The 17,021-nt window shown below is 47.9% G+C and carries 16 protein-coding genes; 1 reads left to right on the forward strand and 15 read right to left on the reverse strand.

Annotated features, from left to right (window positions below; genetic code table 11):
- The 6 genes from C6P39_RS02940 to C6P39_RS02965 form a co-directional block, all read right to left on the reverse strand.
- Nucleotides 1-1,401: an L-fucose/L-arabinose isomerase family protein gene (locus C6P39_RS02940; RefSeq protein WP_104802764.1), complete on the reverse strand. Its 1,401-nt coding sequence runs from the start codon at nucleotides 1,399-1,401 to the stop codon at nucleotides 1-3.
- A gap of 2 nt (nucleotides 1,402-1,403) precedes the next feature.
- Nucleotides 1,404-2,414: a LacI family DNA-binding transcriptional regulator gene (locus C6P39_RS02945; RefSeq protein ID WP_095173415.1), complete on the reverse strand. Its 1,011-nt coding sequence runs from the start codon at nucleotides 2,412-2,414 to the stop codon at nucleotides 1,404-1,406.
- A gap of 256 nt (nucleotides 2,415-2,670) precedes the next feature.
- The gene (locus tag C6P39_RS02950; RefSeq protein ID WP_104802765.1) at nucleotides 2,671-4,212 is read right to left on the reverse strand and encodes a DUF5605 domain-containing protein; all 1,542 of its coding nucleotides are present in this window, start codon (nucleotides 4,210-4,212) and stop codon (nucleotides 2,671-2,673) included.
- 25 nt (nucleotides 4,213-4,237) lie between these two features.
- Entirely contained in the window at nucleotides 4,238-5,077 is an 840-nt protein-coding gene (locus tag C6P39_RS02955; protein WP_095173413.1) for a carbohydrate ABC transporter permease, read from the reverse strand.
- Nucleotides 5,078-5,092: 15 nt separating this feature from the next.
- A complete protein-coding gene (locus C6P39_RS02960; protein WP_095173412.1) occupies nucleotides 5,093-5,974 on the reverse strand; it encodes a carbohydrate ABC transporter permease in 882 nt (293 codons plus the stop codon).
- A 99-nt stretch (nucleotides 5,975-6,073) separates the two neighbouring features.
- The gene (locus C6P39_RS02965; protein ID WP_104802766.1) at nucleotides 6,074-7,372 is read right to left on the reverse strand and encodes an ABC transporter substrate-binding protein; all 1,299 of its coding nucleotides are present in this window, start codon (nucleotides 7,370-7,372) and stop codon (nucleotides 6,074-6,076) included.
- Between the two features lie 648 nt (nucleotides 7,373-8,020).
- Between C6P39_RS02965 and C6P39_RS02970 the strand changes: the two genes are divergently transcribed.
- Complete coding sequence (locus tag C6P39_RS02970) at nucleotides 8,021-8,785, forward strand: class I SAM-dependent methyltransferase (protein WP_104802767.1); 765 nt, start codon at nucleotides 8,021-8,023, stop codon at nucleotides 8,783-8,785.
- A 207-nt stretch (nucleotides 8,786-8,992) separates the two neighbouring features.
- On the opposite strand, the gene C6P39_RS02975 is transcribed toward C6P39_RS02970, so the two are convergent.
- The 9 genes from C6P39_RS02975 to C6P39_RS03020 form a co-directional block, all read right to left on the reverse strand.
- On the reverse strand, nucleotides 8,993-9,988 hold the full coding sequence (locus tag C6P39_RS02975; protein WP_104802768.1) for a LacI family DNA-binding transcriptional regulator: 996 nt from the start codon (nucleotides 9,986-9,988) through the stop codon (nucleotides 8,993-8,995).
- Entirely contained in the window at nucleotides 9,978-11,009 is a 1,032-nt protein-coding gene (locus C6P39_RS02980; RefSeq protein WP_104802769.1) for a LacI family DNA-binding transcriptional regulator, read from the reverse strand. Before C6P39_RS02980 ends, C6P39_RS02975 begins: the two co-directional genes overlap by 11 nt.
- A 157-nt stretch (nucleotides 11,010-11,166) precedes the next feature.
- Nucleotides 11,167-11,742: a CDP-alcohol phosphatidyltransferase family protein gene (locus C6P39_RS02985; protein ID WP_104802770.1), complete on the reverse strand. Its 576-nt coding sequence runs from the start codon at nucleotides 11,740-11,742 to the stop codon at nucleotides 11,167-11,169.
- 73 nt (nucleotides 11,743-11,815) lie between these two features.
- The gene (locus tag C6P39_RS02990; RefSeq protein WP_104802771.1) at nucleotides 11,816-12,379 is read right to left on the reverse strand and encodes a chromate transporter; all 564 of its coding nucleotides are present in this window, start codon (nucleotides 12,377-12,379) and stop codon (nucleotides 11,816-11,818) included.
- Nucleotides 12,376-12,927: a chromate transporter gene (locus C6P39_RS02995; protein ID WP_104802772.1), complete on the reverse strand. Its 552-nt coding sequence runs from the start codon at nucleotides 12,925-12,927 to the stop codon at nucleotides 12,376-12,378. The genes C6P39_RS02990 and C6P39_RS02995 overlap by 4 nt, the downstream gene beginning before the upstream one ends.
- Nucleotides 12,928-12,946: 19 nt before the next feature.
- Nucleotides 12,947-13,525 (reverse strand): cytidylate kinase-like family protein, encoded by a 579-nt coding sequence (locus tag C6P39_RS03000; protein ID WP_104802773.1) that lies wholly within the window; start codon nucleotides 13,523-13,525, stop codon nucleotides 12,947-12,949.
- Between the two features lie 18 nt (nucleotides 13,526-13,543).
- Nucleotides 13,544-14,236, reverse strand: coding sequence for an LrgB family protein (locus C6P39_RS03005; RefSeq protein ID WP_095173403.1), 693 nt, complete (start codon nucleotides 14,234-14,236; stop codon nucleotides 13,544-13,546).
- Nucleotides 14,217-14,588, reverse strand: coding sequence for a CidA/LrgA family protein (locus tag C6P39_RS03010; RefSeq protein ID WP_095173402.1), 372 nt, complete (start codon nucleotides 14,586-14,588; stop codon nucleotides 14,217-14,219). The genes C6P39_RS03005 and C6P39_RS03010 overlap by 20 nt, the downstream gene beginning before the upstream one ends.
- Before the next feature lie 403 nt (nucleotides 14,589-14,991).
- The gene (locus tag C6P39_RS03020; RefSeq protein ID WP_104802774.1) at nucleotides 14,992-17,019 is read right to left on the reverse strand and encodes a beta-galactosidase; all 2,028 of its coding nucleotides are present in this window, start codon (nucleotides 17,017-17,019) and stop codon (nucleotides 14,992-14,994) included.
- Nucleotides 17,020-17,021 lie beyond the last annotated feature (2 nt).

Below are 17,021 nucleotides of genomic sequence, written 5' to 3' on the forward strand. Positions count from 1 at the left end.
TCATTCACCTCTCAAATATGCCTTAACCTGTTCCTCGATCGGATCATACAAATCCGGTTTTACACCTATATACTTGCACGCCTCGTAGAGCACCGGCACCACATCCTTATGAATGCCCACACAGTGATGGATGTATGGCCCTTCCACCAGCTTGGCCTCCAGGCGTTTCAGGTTTTCCACCTCAACCCACACATAAGTGCCTTTTGTATAGGGTCCTTCCACTCCTTTTGCGTTTCCCAGGAGCAGGGAGTATTCCCCGTTGTCCCCGTCAAAACGGCAGAGTGTCATATCCCCGTGTTTTGCCTCCGCTTCTATGGCTCCCGGATGGTCAAAGGCCAGAGGATAGCCGATGGACGGTTTTTCCTTTGCCACGGAGATGGGCCATGGGCCGCAGTGCTGCAAAAGCTCTCCGTTTTCATTGTCCGGATGTCTCACTGTCCAGTCCGCAAAGAAGGTCCTGGCCTGGTCCATGCCCGCAGCTTCCGCCAAAAGTGAGGTGATCGCGCCGTGGATATCGGTCTCACAGACCACAGGGATCCCCTCCTCATTCAGCAGGGAATTGGCTGCACAGGGCATGATCCCGATCTCACCTTGAAGGGCATTCCAGCACTGGATGGCAATGGCATTACAGCCGTATTTTTCTGCCAGATTCTTCATGGCAGCCTTGAGCGCGGCCACATTTTCCAGCTCATTTTCTTTGATTTTAATGCACATATTGTCATGACAGTATGCCATGATCTTTGCCACCTCTGTGCCCTCTTCCTTCACCTTTTTCATCTCTTTTGTCAATTCGGGAATGGGGATTGGGGAAAGCTGGATGTTGAACCGTTCCAGCAGTTCCCCCTCATTGCACATGGTACTCCAGAAATCAAAGGGGCGGGGGCCGATTTGCAGGATCCTTATACTTCGGAACACCTTCACCACATTGCACACTGCCTGGAAATCCCTGATTCCCCGCTCAAACTCCGGGTCCGTAAGCCTGCAGTTTGTCATGTAGGTAAACGGCACCCGGAATCTTCTCAAGACCTTTCCGGTGGCAAAAAGTCCGCACTGGCTGTCACGGAGACGGACGCCTTTTTCGTCCGGGCGCTCGTCCCTCGGTCCCCACAAAAGCACCGGAACATCCAGCTCTTTTGCCAGTCTTGCAACCTCATACTCTGTACCGAAATTGCCGTGGGGGAAGAAGAGGCCGTCCACCTTCTCCGCCTTAAATCTTTCCGCTATTTTTATTCTGTCCGCCTCGTTATAAAGGAGGCCTTCCTCATTGATATCCTTGATATCCGCAAATGCAACATCCAGTTCACGGAGCCTTTCCCTTGTCAGATCCGCATACTTGATCGCATCCGGAGCACTGAAAATACTCCTGCGTGTTGGGGCAAACCCTAATTTTATTTTATCCAAACTCACACACCCTGCTTTCTTTCCAGGACACTGTCCCTCTCTATAAATTCCGTACAAATCTGAATCTTTGTCTTAGCCTTACTTCTCTCCTGCATCATCTCCACGATGCGGCGCACTGCCAGCCTTCCCATTTCCTGCTTGGGCACCCGCAGGCTGGTCAGCCTGGGGACTGCGATCTCACAAAACGGCAGGTCGTCAAATCCTATGATGGAGACATCCTTGGGCACCCGGTAACCGGATTCCTGCAGAGCCTTCATGGCCCCCAGCGCCAAATTGTCATTGTCCGCGAAAAACGCGGTGGGAAGTTCCGGTTTTCCTGCCAGATACCGCAGCATATCCTGATGGGCAGCCTCCATGGTAACACCAATGGTCACAATATACTTGTTCTCCAGTCTCAGGTTGTGCTTATTAAGCGCGATCTGAAACCCGGAAGCCCTGGAGCCGAATGCCTTGATCCGGTAACTGCCTCTCAGATATCCGATTTTGGTATGTCCCTTCTGGATCAGATATTCCCCTGCCATTCTGGCTGCGTCCGCATTGTTGATAAAAACCCCGTCAAATGACATGTCATGGTTCCAGTAATCCAGCACCAGGAAGGGCACCTTCAATCCCCGGAACACAGCCGCCTCCTCATCCGTCAGCTCTGTACCCAGAAGTACAATGGCTGAGGCCCGGTCCAGACAGAGATTTTCCACCTGTCTTTTATAGTCCTCGGTCTGCCTGTCAAGGTAGCAGAGTGCCATCTCATATCCTGCTTCCCTGCACTCCTTCTCAAATCCATCCACAACCAGGGAAAAGAAGGGGTTGTCATCCACAATCAGACCTTTATCCTTATAAATGACCAGCTTTATTTTCGTGATTCCCATCTCTCCAATGTAGCCCAGTTCCTTGGCTGCCCGGAGGATTTCCGATGCAGTGTCCTTGTTCACACCTTTTTTATGGTTCAGCGCATTGGATACGGTAGCCGGAGAAAATCCTGTGTATTCTGATATTGTCCTTATATTTACTTTCACCGTCTCACCTCCAAAACACTCTTAATTTATCTAACGGCAACTCAGCAGCTCTGCACATGTTACTGTTCACTGGCCACTGTAGCGGGAGGCGTTTTCCCAAAGGGATGCTGCGCGATGCGCAGCAAAATCCCGAGTTAGCCAGCGCGATATGGGGCAGAATGCTCCATATCTGTGCATCGCGAAGCGCGTTACTGTGCAAAGAGCTACCTTTTTCGTATACTGTGAACAGTAACCTGCACATTTACAGCGCTGACCGTCACACGCATCTTTTGATCTGCACTGCCATGTACTGTCTGCCCGGCAGTTCTATCCTGAATCTTCCTTTATAAACACCTTTCTTCTCTGCTGTCATGTTCCAGGTGTCCAGCACGCGTACTTCAAACTCTGTCTCATCATCAAAGTAGAAATCTCTGAAGGACGGACGCATAAAGCTGTAATAAAACAGATAGTAGTCTTTTACCGGCTTGATCTGGGATGTGCTCTCCTCCGGCACGGCACATACTTCGTCCCAGCCGCATTTTTCATAAGGCATAAGTCCAATGCCCGGTGTCTCCTTCATGACATCCAGAAGAAATCCGAACCGCTTGTGGCTTTCCCCGTGCAGTTCACCGCCGTGTGACCACCAGAGGATATCCTGGGGATGCATGTAGGTCTCTCCATGTCCCGGGTATCCGCCTCTTACGGCTGCCTCCCAGAATCTGCGCAGCATCTCCTCACCGCTTATGTTGCCCCAGCCGTGCTGGATATTTCCTTCATAGGCGATCTCGTCCAGCACTACAGGTTTTCTGTATTTTTCCCGCCACTCATTTACCAGTTCTGAGGATTTGTACAGATCTTGCCTCTGAATGCTGCAATGTGTGATCCACGGACGATTGTGGTCATAGAAATTTCTGCAGTTGTGGATAGAACGCAGATGGCGGTAAGGGTCTTTTTCGCAGATGATCTTTGCATACCGCTCCCAATCCTCCACTTTCTTTTCCTCGAACAGATCAAATTCATTTGCCAGGGACCACCAGATATTTCTGTATGCTGCAAACCGGGCGATCACATATTTCCAGTACCTGTCATCTTCCACTGGCTCCATACAGGAAAATCCCCAGCGGTCATAAGGATGCATCACGATCAGATCTGCCTCGATCCCCAGGTCTCTCAAAGCCTCAATACATCCTTCCATATGCCTGAAATGTTCTGTGTTGAATCTGGTAAGATCCCAGTCATTCCCTTCACTTCTGCCTGTGTACTCCTGGAAATTTTCCTTTGTAAGCACACCGGAATCCATAGGGGTCCCCTCATAGGGATAGGAACGTGGCTCACCTAAGTTATAGTCATAGTGTTTTGGGAAAACGCAGAACCTGATCTTGTTAAAAGCACTCTCTTTTAATGTCTTTAGAGTCTTCTTGATCAATGCATCCGACTGCAGGTCCCACACATAACAGGTTGTTCCTATGGAGTAATAAGGCGTACCGTCCTCGTATGCAAAATGATAGGTATTTGCCACTCTCACAGGACCGTGATTATCCCTGCCCGGAGCTGTTGCCGTAAAGCTCCCCTCCAGGTCTGCGTCCAAAAATCCGGCACTGATCTTAAAGGTATACTCCCCTTCAAAAGAAGGCATGAACCTCACCTTATAGATACCGTTTCCGTCGTAAAAGCCGTCCGCTCTTGTACACTCGCTTTTGCTCTCAAAGGTTCCTGTCACTTCATAATCTGTGAATGGATTACCCTCTGCCGGTCCCTGAAACTCCACCTCAAAGACATCCCATTTTTCCACTTGTTTTTTATATCTGCCGTTCTCCATACTCTACCTCCAAGTCTATTTTTTATCAGGCTTTTACCGCGCCTGCCATACCTTCCACAAAGTGTCTCTGGAATATCAGATACACGATCAGCACCGGGATAACGGAAATCAATACGCCTGCACACAGATATCCGTAATCTGTTCCATGCTCGCCTACAAATGTCATGATGCCTACCGGAACCGTTTTCTTCATATTATCATTGATGATAACACTTGCCAGCAGATATTCATTCCAGGTGGACAAAAAGTCTGTGATGATCAGAGTCGCCACAGCAGGTTTGGCAACCGGGAAGATGATCTTATAGAATAACTGCCATTTGTTACATCCGTCTATGTATGCCGCTTCATCCAGTTCTCTGGGGATGCCGTTAAAAAAGCCCCGCAGGATCAGGATACCGAAGGAGATACCAAAACCTACATACACATAGAACAGTCCGAAATAAGAGTTCAGAAGTCCCAGTTTGCTGTAGATCACATTAATAGGTACCAGTGCTGTCTGCATCGGCAGCATCATTCCAATGAGGAAGAAGATAAAAGTTCCCGTTTTATGCCTGATCTCCAGTCTGGTGAGCGCAAAGGCTGCCAGAGCCTCAATAAAGATCCCCAGCGGCACTTTCAGGCCGGATACGATCAGGTCGTTCTTCATATAAGTGAACAGCCGTCCTTTGGTAATGGCATTGACAAAATTGTCCCAGGCCACCTGTGCCGGCATACTGAACAGGCCTGCACCGCTGTAAAAATCAGATTTGCTTTTGATCGCAGTTGCCACCAGCGTAAACATAGGTACCACCCAGATAAGCGCCAGGATGATCAGGACAATATACAATACTGCTTTTTTTGTGATCTTCTTTGTTTTTCCTTCCACGATAATCCCTCCCCGCTAATCTTCTTTTGCTGTAAAGGATACATACGGAATGATAACTACCATCATCATAAGTACCATAATACAGGCAACTGCTGTTCCGTATCCCACATTGTTATACTGGAATACCTGTGAATACATGTAGGTGGAAAGCATCTGGGTGGCATTGTTTGGCCCGCCTCCCGTAAGACCTTGTACCACATCGTAAACCTTCATAGCTGCCACGATCAGTGTGGCGATCACAATGACAAAGGTATCTTTTAGAAGCGGTACTTTGATCAGGAAAAACTGCTCAATCCCGTTGGCGCCGTCAATGGTGGCTGCCTCCAGAACATCAGGGGAAATGGCCTGCAGGCCCGCCAGAAACAAGATCATCGGCTGTCCGATGGCCTGCCACAAAGCTGCCGCGAACACTGCGTAGAGACTGACATTGGGGTCAGATATCCATCCCTGGGAGAAGTTGATTCCCAGTGCTTTGAAAAATTCATTGATAAAGCCAATATTGGGGTTGTAGATCCATCTCCAGATGATAGCCACCGCAATGGGTGCGATGACACACGGAAAATAGAAAAAGCCCCTGAAAAATGTACGTCCTTTAAACTGCTTGCTCAGTATCACCGCAAAAAGCAGTGCAATTGTCATAGTCACAAATATAGTCAAAACAATCCAGATCAGGTTGTTGATGATTGCCGTGTGAAAGATTTTGTCGCCTTTAAAGAGATTTATGTAATTTGATAAGCCCACAAACTGTTTCTCGCCAATACCGTTCCATTTAAACAGGCTGATGAAGAAGGAATAGCACACAGGTGCCACAATCACGGATAAATAGATGACCGCCGCCGGGAGCAGGAAAAAATACGCGGCTTTATCTGTCCTGGTATAGTTTTTCTTTTTTTTCATGGTTTCACTCCAATCTGTTTGGTCAGCACAGTGGTTTTTGGAAAGCGGAGGAGCGCCTCAACTCCTCCGCTGACCGTAGGAAAAGTCCTCTTATTATAGTTATTTGTTATTGTAAGCCTCGATTGCCTCCTGGATACTCTTTGCTCCGTCTTCCGGTGTCATCTGACCATTGGCGATAGCATCCTGGGCATTGAACAACACGTCAGCTACCTCTGTGGGGAATGCCTGGTCTGTGATGGTAAAGATGCCGTTTTTCTCGGATGTCTCTAACAGTACAGGTACATTTGGCTGTCCTTCCGGCATTTCTGCGCCTACTACAGGGAGAGGAAGGTTATAATATTCCGCATACTTTTCTGTATTTTCTTTATTGTAATAGTAATCTGTAAAGCGCATGCAGGCTTCCAATTCTTCGTCCGTATTATCCGCATTGAACTGTGTCATCTCTGCAAATGCGGACATCCTGTTCGTCTCTCCGCTTGGGAATGCAAACACGCCGTACTGGTCCATTTCAAGGCCTTCCTGAATAATCTTTCCATCCTGCCACTGGCCCTGGATATCCATAGCGCACTGGCCATTGGCCATACCGATCAAGGTATCATTAGGGTCCTGGGTCAGGAATCCATCCGGGAAGTAACCTTTATCACAGAACTCCTGATATTTTGCCAAAGCCTGTACCACTGCATCGTTGTCATAGCTCTCTTCAAATGTATTCATCTTGTCATGAAGTTCTGAACCTGCGTAATGTTCAATGAGAAGTTCCACAAAACGCATGGTGTGCCAGCCGTTGAGACCTGCGGTGGAAATAGGTGTGATGCCGTTTTCTTTTAAAGTTGCACAGGCTGCTTCAAAATCTTCAAACGTGGTCGGTACTTCTATGCCGTACTGCTCGAAAATATCTTTTCTATAGTAAATTCCCAGAACATTATAGCTTGTAGGATAACCGCAAAGCTTTCCATCTAAGGTACAGAGGTCCATGGAAGTCTGTGTGAATTTCTCGCTCCATTTATTTTCCTCGGCGTACTGTGTCAGGTCATAAGTAAGGCCATTCTCTGCGTAGAAGCCGCCCAGGCTCCCGCCCCAGTTGAACCACATATTCGGCATGGTCTTGGAGGAAGCAGCAACTTTGCAGGCATCTTTGATCCCGTCCGTATCATAATAGGAAACGGTTACTTTAACATCTTCATTGGCTTTGTTGAACTCTTCCACAATAGGGTCCACGGCATTCTGCCTGGTATTCAGTGTCCAGAATGTAACCTCTGTAGACCCGCTCTTGGAATCTCCTCCTGAACTGCTGCTCTCTTTACTCTCGGAACCGTCGTCACTTCCGCATCCTGAAAGCGCCATAGACATAACCATTGCAGATGCCATTGCCAATGCCATTACTTTTTTAATTTTCATTTTGAATCCTCCCTGAATTTTTAAACAGATTGTTTAAATCGTTTTTGCTTTCATTTAAATATCGACGTCGTTTATTTAAACTTTTTCGCTCTTGATTTAAATTTATTTTAGCATTTGTTTATATAATTTTCAAGTGTCTTTTTGCTTTTTGCTCATTTTCATAATAATTATATGTGATTTTTATGTATTTTGCACATATATTTACGTTATGCACCTACCTTTCCACCTGTTTTCGAGTGTTTAGATAAAGTTTTACATAAATCTTTATATAAATAAATTCAAGAAGTGTTTTATATAAATCTTAAATTATTTTATATAAACATAAATGTACAGAATTTATAGTTACTGTACACTCCGTGTCCAGTAACACGCTTCGCGATGCACAGATATGGAGCATTCTGCCCCATATCGCGCTGGCTGCCTCGGGATTTTCATGCTTTCAGCATGAAAACGCCTCCCGGTATAGTGGCCTGTGTACAGTAACAATTCATATCTTGTATCCAGCCTATATGGTACTTTCCTATAGATAAGGAACCGGATTTGTGATAGACTGACCGTAACGTTTCAGCGCCTTCACCCTTTTGCAAGCAAAAATCCACACAGAAGCAACTATAAAAAAATAAACAGGAAAACCAGGGAGGACGGATAATGCCCCAACAGACATTTGATAGTATTGAGAAAACAAAGAGATGTTTTGAAGAAAGTTTTGAATCAGGAACCCTTTATAACAGGCAGACCCAGGACGCCACACATCTTATGCAGATAATAAACGCCATACAGGTAACAGCCGGAATGAAAATACTGGATTTAGGAACCGGAACCGGGTATCTTTCCTTCCCCGTTGCGGAAAAATACCCGGATGCACAGGTCACCGGCCTGGATATTGTTGAAAAAGCATTGGAGAAGAACCGGGAGCGAGCCGCATCTGATGGCTTGAAAAACCTTCATTTTATCAGCTACAACGGAATGGAGCTTCCTTTTGAGAATGAGCAGTTTGATTTGGTCATCACAAGATATGCGCTGCACCATTTTCCCGCCATCCGGGATACCTTTGCAGAGATCAGCAGAGTGCTGAAACCCGGCGGAAGATTCTTTTTGTCCGACCCGGCCCCCAACGATAATGATACGGATGGATTTGTGGATGCTTACATGCAGATGAAAAAAGACGGACACATAAAATTTTACACGAAACAGGAATGGCAGGAAATCGGCAAAGAGGCCGGTTTATCCCTGGCGGATGGCTTTGAAACCTCCATCCGTTTTCCTAAGAAAATTGAAACCGCATTGGAATTTGATGATATCATGAGCAGATTTGCCAAAGAAGTGACAGACGGATATTTGCTGGAGATAATGGATAATGAAATCTGGATCACTGAAAAGGTAAATAATCTTCTGTTTCAGAAACACCCCTAAGACTTATTTTAACTTGAGAAGCCCATGGTCCGGAGGGCTCCTACGGGGGCCTTTCGTTATTTCATGGTAACTATTCAGTAAGTCTGCGCATTCACTGCGCTGACCGTAAGAAAGTGTACCACGGCCAAGCAGATTATAGTGTACACCTAAAGGCATACATCTACGGCATAGTATCCCGGCCGCCCTTCACTTTCCCCGCATGATCCTTTACATTTTCACACTATTCCCCACCACCATTTTTTCATTCACCAGAACAACGCGTCCATACCCCTCATCCCCCCGGCCCATTAACTCCAGCAGAAGTTCTGCCATCAGCACGCTTCTCTTTTTATGAGGCACTTCAAAATGAGTCAGTTTATAAGGTAAAAGTACCGTATCCGGAATGGCGTCAATACCCAATAGGGAAATCTCATCCGGCACGGATATTCCCAGTTTCATCAGTGACTGGGCCGTCCCCACGGATACCAGAAAATTCTCAAGAAATACCGCGTCCGGCAGTACCTCACAGCTCTTCATGTATTTTGCTGCCCTCTCCTCGATCTCTTCCCTCTCATTTCCCGTCTCCCAAAAACTCCCCTCAATCTCCGGGTCCCTGCACAGATATTCCCAAAAGGCTTCTCTCCTTGCCCGGAAATTGTAGATAGTCTCCTTATTTTGAAAATAGACGATCCTTCTGCATCCATGTGCTTTCAGATAATCCATCCCTTTAAAAACAGCCTGCCGGTTATTAAAATTCACAGTATTCCAGTCAGACTCCCTGGGATCGCAGTCACTCATGACAATGGGGATCCTGCACAAAGAAAGCAGCTCGTAATCGTTTTTCCCGAATTCATCTGCCCGCAGCAGTATCCCCCTTGTGCCGTCCGAATTGCTTTTCAACAGAGCCTCTTTCAGCTCCTCGTTGCCGTACGCATAGACAAGCCGGACTTCCAATCTATCCTTCTGGAGACGCTCCACGCTCTCCACATAAGTGATCCTGAAAAAGGACCCCATCCCCCCGGACAACACCCGGGGAGAGTTTTCAAAAATGATCAGTTTCACAAAGGTGCCTTTCGTCACATCTTTCCCCTGCTGTCCGCTGATGTATTCCAGGATCCGCTTTCTTGTCTCCTCATTTACCCCCGGTTTTCCGTTGATGGCAAGGGACACCGTAGCAGTGGACACACCCAGGGCCTCCGCCACTTCTTTTGACTTAACCTTCATTGCCGTCACCGCCGTTTCTGCCTTTCAAATCCTTTACACTGTCCCGCTCCACAAAAATAGTGCAGACCTGGGTCTTTGTTTTAATCTTATCAGTTCCGTTGAGCACTTCCAGGATCCTTCTGACTGCCACCCGCCCCATCTCCTGTTTCGGAACACGGAGTGTGGTCAAAGGCGGATTGGCGATCTCACAGAATGGCAGGTCATCAAATCCCACCACGGAAATATCTCCGGGCACCTCATATCCCTTTTCCTGCAGAGCCCTGATCGCCCCAAGGGCAACCATATCATTATCCGCAAAAAAAGCGGTGGGGAGCTCCGGTTTTGTCTCAAGATATGTCCTCATGTCCTCATAGGCTCCATTGATGGTGGTGGACAGTGTAACCGTATATTTCTTTTCCGGTACGATTCCGCACTTATTCAGAGCAGTGGCATATCCCACTGCCCGGGAACGAAAAGCTTTGATCCTGAATTCCCCTCTCAGATACCCTATTTTCCTGTGGCCTTTTCTCAGGAGATATTCTGTTGCCATACGGGCAGAATCCGCATTGTTGATCAATACACCGTTAAAGCTCATATCCCAGCTCCAGTAATCCAGCATCAGAAACGGGCAGGATGCATTCTTATACAGAGCCACATCCTCCTCCATCAGTTCTGTGCCCAGCATGATCACCGCTGAGGAATTATCATGGATCAGCCAATTCACCTGCTCCTCATAGTCCTCATCCTCATAATTCAGATGACACAGCACCATCTCCATGCCGGAAGCCCGGCACTCTTTTTCGATCCCGTCGATCAGAAGTGAAAAAAAAGGCGTATCATCCAGAATCAAACCATTTCTTTTGAAGATAACGAATTTGATTTTTCCGATACGCGATTCACTGATGTACCCCATCTCTTTCGCCACACGGAAAATCTCGGCTGCCGTATCTGCATTGACCCCTTTTTTGTGGTTCAGTGCATTGGAAACCGTAGCAGGCGAGAATCCTGTGCGTTCACTGATATCTTTTATACTTACTTTCATAACTGACCTATCCCTTTATATGTTTCAATCCATGCCCGGTAATTACACAGAGTACGGGTGCAGCTTACCTCTCCGCCTACAGAGGCGGGAGATAACACTTATCAAAAACTACATATAAATATTTTATCAAAAAATTTAAATATTTTCAATAAGCCAGTTATTTTTCTTTCCACATCTTCACAAACACCGGTACATACAGCACCCAGGTCACGGCCATGAGGACGCCGCAGCATACGATCAGGCCATTTACCAGAGAGAGCGGCAGCCGCAGGAAGAAAAACAGCACGAACATTACCACATAAGAAAATGCAGTACAGACCTTTCCATACCATTTAGCCCCATCCAGCTTCCTGCCCCGGTAATGGGACAGGAGAAGCCCCATAATCCCCATAAATCCCTCTTTCAGGACAAACAATCCCACCAGCCAGCGCATGTTTTCATACCGGAAAGCCAGGCAGAGGATCATAGCCCCCAAAGTCAGCTTGTCCGCCACCGGATCCAACGCTTTGCCAAGCTCTGTGATCATGTTAAAATGCCTCGCCACTTTGCCGTCCAGCATATCCGTGATCCCGGAGATCCCCACCAGCACAGCGGCTATGTAATACTCCCTCACCGACTCCGCGTGATAATACAGAAGTACATACACCGGAATCAAAAGGATCCGGAAGTATCCCATGATATTCGGAATAGAAAAAATTTCTTTTCCGGTCAGCGGTTTTTCAAAAAAAGCCATACAAATCCTCCCCTTTATACACCATCTAACGCTGCGTCCTGCCCGTATTTCTCTGCTGACCGGACACCACGTATCATAATTGAAACAATATCCCGGCAGCAGCCGCTATCCCAATGTAAGCAGCAGGGTGAAGCTTCCACCTTCTCATTGCCAGAAACACTGCAGCAGCCAGAAGAATGGGCGGAACTCTCAAGATCTGCCCTAGGTCCCCCCCTGCAGCATAAACCTCCACATTCAAAAGCGCAGTCCCTGCAACCCCAAGCCCTGCCGACGCAATGAGTCCCGTGGATGCGGGACGCAGGCCATAGAAAGCATCCTGCACCATCCTGGAATCCTTGAATTTCTGGAGCACTTTACTTATTACTATGATAATCACAATTGACGGGAATATTAATCCCAAAGACCCTAAAACAGCCCCCGGCACTCCCGCGGTGGTAAATCCCACATACGTGGACATATTTACCCCCATGGCTCCGGGAGTGGATTCAGAGACAGCGATCATATCTGCCACATCCTGATAGGTAAACCATCCCGTCTTCTCTGACATGGCATACAAAAAGGGCAGTGTGGCAAGCCCTCCTCCCACAGCAAAAAGCCCGGTCTTGGCAAACTCATAGAACAGTCTGAGCAGTATCATACCCTCTCACCTGCCCTTCTCATTCCCTGCCGCAGCAAAATCCCCAGCACACCTGCCCCCACTACAAGGACTGCCGGAGATACCGGAGTAAACATGGACAACAAAAGCACCCCGGCGCAGATTGCCAGGCATTTCAGATCAACTACGGATCTCTTTCCCAGTTTCAGCACTGCATCCAGGATCAATGCACAGACGCAGGCCCGAATCCCGTTAAATGCGTGGCGCACAAAAGCAATATTGGAAAAATTCCGCAGAAACGCCGCGATAACCGTAATGATCACAAGGGATGGAAATACAAATCCAAGCGTCGCCGCAATCCCTCCCGGCACGCCTTTTCTCTTATATCCGATAAATGTGGACGTATTGACCGCAATGATCCCGGGCGTGCACTGGCCTATGGCATAATAATCCATAATCTCCTCCTCCGATGCCCATCCCCGTTTTTCCACCACTTCCCGCTGTATAATAGGAAGCATGGCATAACCGCCCCCAAAAGTAACGGCACCCATCCGGGCAAATACCCAGAATAATGATAACAGCTCTCTCATCTCTTCTCCTTCTGCCTGTTTAGATCAATTCCCGGATCTTAAGATATCCAAGTATGGCCTCAACACATCTGTCTGCCCCCAGAATGCTGCTGTCCAGGCATAATTCATAGTCTTCGGCTCTCCCCCATTCCCTGTGCGTATAATATCTGTGAAAGGATGTCCTGGCCTCATCGGTCCGGCTGATCTTCTTTCTGGCACTGTTCCTGGACAGGCCTTCTGTCTCCATCACATACTGAATTCTTTTTTCCATATCCCCATGAATGAAAATACTCACAGCATTCCGGTCTCCCCTAAAGATTTCACTGCCGCACCGGCCAATGAGCACACAGGGGCCCACACCGCACAATTCCCGGATACGTGCAAAGGGGATCTTTTCCATTTCCCTCTCCGCATTGTTCATGGCAATGGCGTACAGCAGGCTGTCCACAGGCTGTTCCTCATAAAACGCCCTCACTTCTTCGTAATCTCTTCCTCTGGCGATCTTGATAAGTTCTTCTTTATCATAAAAGGTGCAGCCAAGCTTCTCGGCAAGCTTTTTTCCTATTGCCTTTCCCTGGCTTCCGTACTGCCTTCCAATGGTGATAATCCCCTTTTCCATCTCTACCGCTCCCTTCTGCTACATAAATCCTGCAAATACTGAGGCACCAATCACAGTCAAAAGACCCGCTACCGCAATAGCCAGACTGCTCATGGCCCCTTCCACCGGACCGAGTTCCATGGCCTTGGCCGTTCCGATGGCATGGGAAGATGCTCCCAGGGACAGACCTTTTGCCACAGGCTCCTGGATACGAAAGATCTTAAATACCACTTCCCCTATCATGTTGCCCAAAATTCCGGTAATAATGATAACCGCCACCGTAATTGTGACAATTCCGCCCAGCTCTTCAGATACCCCCATGCCGATGGCTGTTGTGATGGACTTTGGAAGCAGTGTCACATACTGGGCATGATCCAGTCCGAAAAGCTTTGCCAGCAGAAAGACACTGACAAGGCTGGCAAGCACACCGGATATAAGCCCTGCTGCCACTGCTTTCAGATTCTTCCTTAAAAGTCCCATCTGTTCATACAGGGGCACGGCCAGACAGACTGTGGCCGGAGTCAACAGGTAGCTGATATATTTGCCGCCCTCATAGTAACTGTCGTAATCAATATGCCCCACTGCCAGCACGCCAATCACACAGATCACACCTATCAGCAGCGGATTAAAAACTGCCATCTTAAATTTCCGTTTCAGAAGCAGCCCCACCTCATATCCCAAAAGACTTAAAACTGCTCCCCAGAAAACAGAGTCACTCAGCAATGCTTTCATTTTTCTTTCTCCCCTTCCGTATGATCCCCTGGGTCACAAGCCCTGTGACCGCCATGACAAAAACTGTGGTAACGGCAGTGATAACCGCAACCGGAACGAATACAGGCTTCAGCACTCCCCATGCGTTCAGCAGTCCTGCCGCGGCAGGTATGAACATCACAGGCATGATCTCAATCAAAAATCCCGCCGTTTCCCTCACCTGATGTGTTTTTAAGATACCTGTCTGAAGCGCAGCCAGCATCAGGACCAGGCCGTAAACACTGGCAGGCACGGGAAGCGGCAGGATGATATGCAGCCCTTCTCCTAAAAATGATAACAGTAAAATAATACAGAATTGTCTCAGATACTTCATAGCTCCTCCTTCTGTCTCTGTGCTTTAAGATCCGTCGGTATGTACTTAAAAAATTATACAGCCTCAGAATGAAAAGTCAATGTGTACCTGCAAATTCCTTTTTCTGCTGCTGCCGGATATACCCCCCCCTGCTCTTCTATAAAATCCTCCAAATCCTGCAAAGTCTCTTCGGCCCAGGTATCCGATAATTTCCGCGGCGATGGCAGATAGATATCCCTAGCAAAAAGATTCGTCATTGCAAAATAGAGCTCCTTATATCTGTTCCTATTGTTTTCCTTCTTGTCTTTAAAAAAGCGGGCAAAGTGTCAATATGACCTCTTTGTCCGCTTTTTCCGTACTCTCATATTCATTTACTGGCAGCTTTTTAACTGTTTTTTATTATAACATTCCAGACTTTCTATGTCTATTTACTTTTTTTAAGGACCACCATATCAAAACCTTTTACCGTACCGTCATATTCCCCATACCAAACCGCAAACGGTCCCTTGGGCAGGCGCACCTCTGTACTTCCCGGATTGAAATTCTGTACGATCAGGTAATACGCATCCTCTGTCTCCCTGGATGTCACTTCAATTCCGGTGGGAATGTGATGGATGTACCGTTTGATCCCGGCCTCTTTTACCAGCTTTCTGTATAACTCGTCGTAAAAGCCCTGCTCAAAATCCGCACACACATAATACGCTTTTCCTTCGCCGTAAGTATTACAGGTCAGGGCCGGCATTTTGGCATAAAAATCTTTTCCGTAGGTCATGAGAACTTCCGCCCCGTTTGTCCTTACCAGGTCACAGAGATGCTCACATGTATATGTCTTTGTCATGTTCAGCGCATTTCCTTCCACCGGAACGCCGCAGTTGGTCTCCCCGTCATACAGTCCGTCTATCTCCGTGCTGCGCAGACCGCACACATCCATCAGACCGTGAGGCGTACCACCCAGGAAACAGAGGTCTGTATCATCCACAATACCTGACCAGTATGTGAGGATCAGCTTTCCGCCTGCCTTCACAAAGTTCTGTGCCTTCTCCTCAAATCCGGCTCTGAACATATACAGCATTGGGGCTGCTACGATCTTGTAGCCGTCCAACTCCTGCTCCATGTCAATGACATCCACATCAAGCCCCTGCTTGCGGAAGGCATAGTAAGACTTCTCCACCGCCTCTTTATAATACAAGTTTTTATTTCTCGGACCGGCTGCGTCCTCCATAGCCCAGCGGTTTTCCCAGTCATAGATAACCGCTGCCTGTGAATTGGTACGGCTTCCCGCCATCTCACGCAGGGCATCCAAAGCCACTCCCACTTCTGTCACTTCACCGAATACTCTGGTGTCATCCCCGCCGTAATGGTCAATGACAGCACCGTGGAATTTCTCGCTGGAGCCTCGGCTCTGGCGGAGCTGGAAATACTGCACACTGTCCGAACCGTGTGCGACGGCCTGGAGGGAAGCTGCCCGCAGCATACCCGGCTTTTTCAGCTTGCTTACACTCTGCCAGTTTGTGGCTGACGGACATGACTCCATGAGAAGGAAGGGTTTTTTCAGGATACTCCTCATGATATCATGCTGCATTCCTGTATCCATAGCCGTATGGGACTCCGGTCCTTTGTGCCATGTGGGATAGTTATCCCATGTGACAATATCCACCACGTCTTGGAATTTATGGTAATTTAAACCTCCGAAGTTGTACATCATGTTGATCATCACCGGAAGGTCTGAGCCGCCATCCTTCACTGCCTGTGCCTCATGCCGCACAAAATCCACGGTCCTGTCCGTGACAAAACGCTTCCAGTCCAGATTTAATCCGTGTAGGCCTGACTCTCCTCTGGGAGACGGGCTTTCCACCTGGGAAAAATCATTGTAGATATGGCTCCAGAAAGTTGTGGCCCAGGCTTTATTCAGCGCATCAATGGTGCCGTATTTCTCCTTCAGCCACCTGCGGAATTCTTCCTGACAGAGGGGGCAGTGACACTCGCCGCCGTACTCATTTGAAAGATGCCATCCGATAACACCGGGATGCTTTCCGAATTTTTCAGACAGCGCCATATTCATCTGCCGCACCTTTTCCCTGTATACTGGAGATGTATAGCAGTGGTTATGTCTGCCGCCGAACAGATTTCTGTGCCTGTCAGCCTCCACCCGAAGAACTTCCGGATATTTGTCGCTCATCCATTTTGGACGGGCACCGGACGGAGTTGCCAGGATCGTGGAAATGCCGTTTTCATACAGACGGTCGATCATCTCTTCCATCCATCCGAAGTTGTATTCCCCTTCACGTGGTTCCAGAACTGCCCAGGAGAAGATCCCCAGAGAAACTTCATTGATCTTGGCCTTTTTAAAATACTCTATATCCTTCCTAAGGATGTCCGGGGAATCCAGCCACTGTTCCGGATTGTAGTCTCCCCCGTGGATCATTTTACCGAAATTTACGTCTTTACCCATAT

Source organism: Blautia marasmi (assembly GCF_900258535.1).
GTDB lineage: Bacteria > Bacillota > Clostridia > Lachnospirales > Lachnospiraceae > Blautia > Blautia hominis.

Excerpts from the sequence above, each read along its gene's own strand:
- C6P39_RS02950 (WP_104802765.1), bottom strand. The coding sequence starts at position 4,212 with ATGGAGAACGGCAGATATAAAAAACAAGTGGAAAAATGGGATGTCTTT.
- C6P39_RS02960 (WP_095173412.1), bottom strand. The coding sequence starts at position 5,974 with ATGAAAAAAAAGAAAAACTATACCAGGACAGATAAAGCCGCGTATTTT.
- C6P39_RS02965 (WP_104802766.1), bottom strand. The coding sequence starts at position 7,372 with ATGAAAATTAAAAAAGTAATGGCATTGGCAATGGCATCTGCAATGGTT.
- C6P39_RS02970 (WP_104802767.1), top strand. The coding sequence starts at position 8,021 with ATGCCCCAACAGACATTTGATAGTATTGAGAAAACAAAGAGATGTTTT.
- C6P39_RS02975 (WP_104802768.1), bottom strand. The coding sequence starts at position 9,988 with ATGAAGGTTAAGTCAAAAGAAGTGGCGGAGGCCCTGGGTGTGTCCACT.
- C6P39_RS02980 (WP_104802769.1), bottom strand. The coding sequence starts at position 11,009 with ATGAAAGTAAGTATAAAAGATATCAGTGAACGCACAGGATTCTCGCCT.
- C6P39_RS02985 (WP_104802770.1), bottom strand. The coding sequence starts at position 11,742 with ATGGCTTTTTTTGAAAAACCGCTGACCGGAAAAGAAATTTTTTCTATT.
- C6P39_RS02990 (WP_104802771.1), bottom strand. The coding sequence starts at position 12,379 with ATGATACTGCTCAGACTGTTCTATGAGTTTGCCAAGACCGGGCTTTTT.
- C6P39_RS02995 (WP_104802772.1), bottom strand. The coding sequence starts at position 12,927 with ATGAGAGAGCTGTTATCATTATTCTGGGTATTTGCCCGGATGGGTGCC.
- C6P39_RS03000 (WP_104802773.1), bottom strand. The coding sequence starts at position 13,525 with ATGGAAAAGGGGATTATCACCATTGGAAGGCAGTACGGAAGCCAGGGA.
- C6P39_RS03005 (WP_095173403.1), bottom strand. The coding sequence starts at position 14,236 with ATGAAAGCATTGCTGAGTGACTCTGTTTTCTGGGGAGCAGTTTTAAGT.
- C6P39_RS03010 (WP_095173402.1), bottom strand. The coding sequence starts at position 14,588 with ATGAAGTATCTGAGACAATTCTGTATTATTTTACTGTTATCATTTTTA.
- C6P39_RS03020 (WP_104802774.1), bottom strand. The coding sequence starts at position 17,019 with ATGGGTAAAGACGTAAATTTCGGTAAAATGATCCACGGGGGAGACTAC.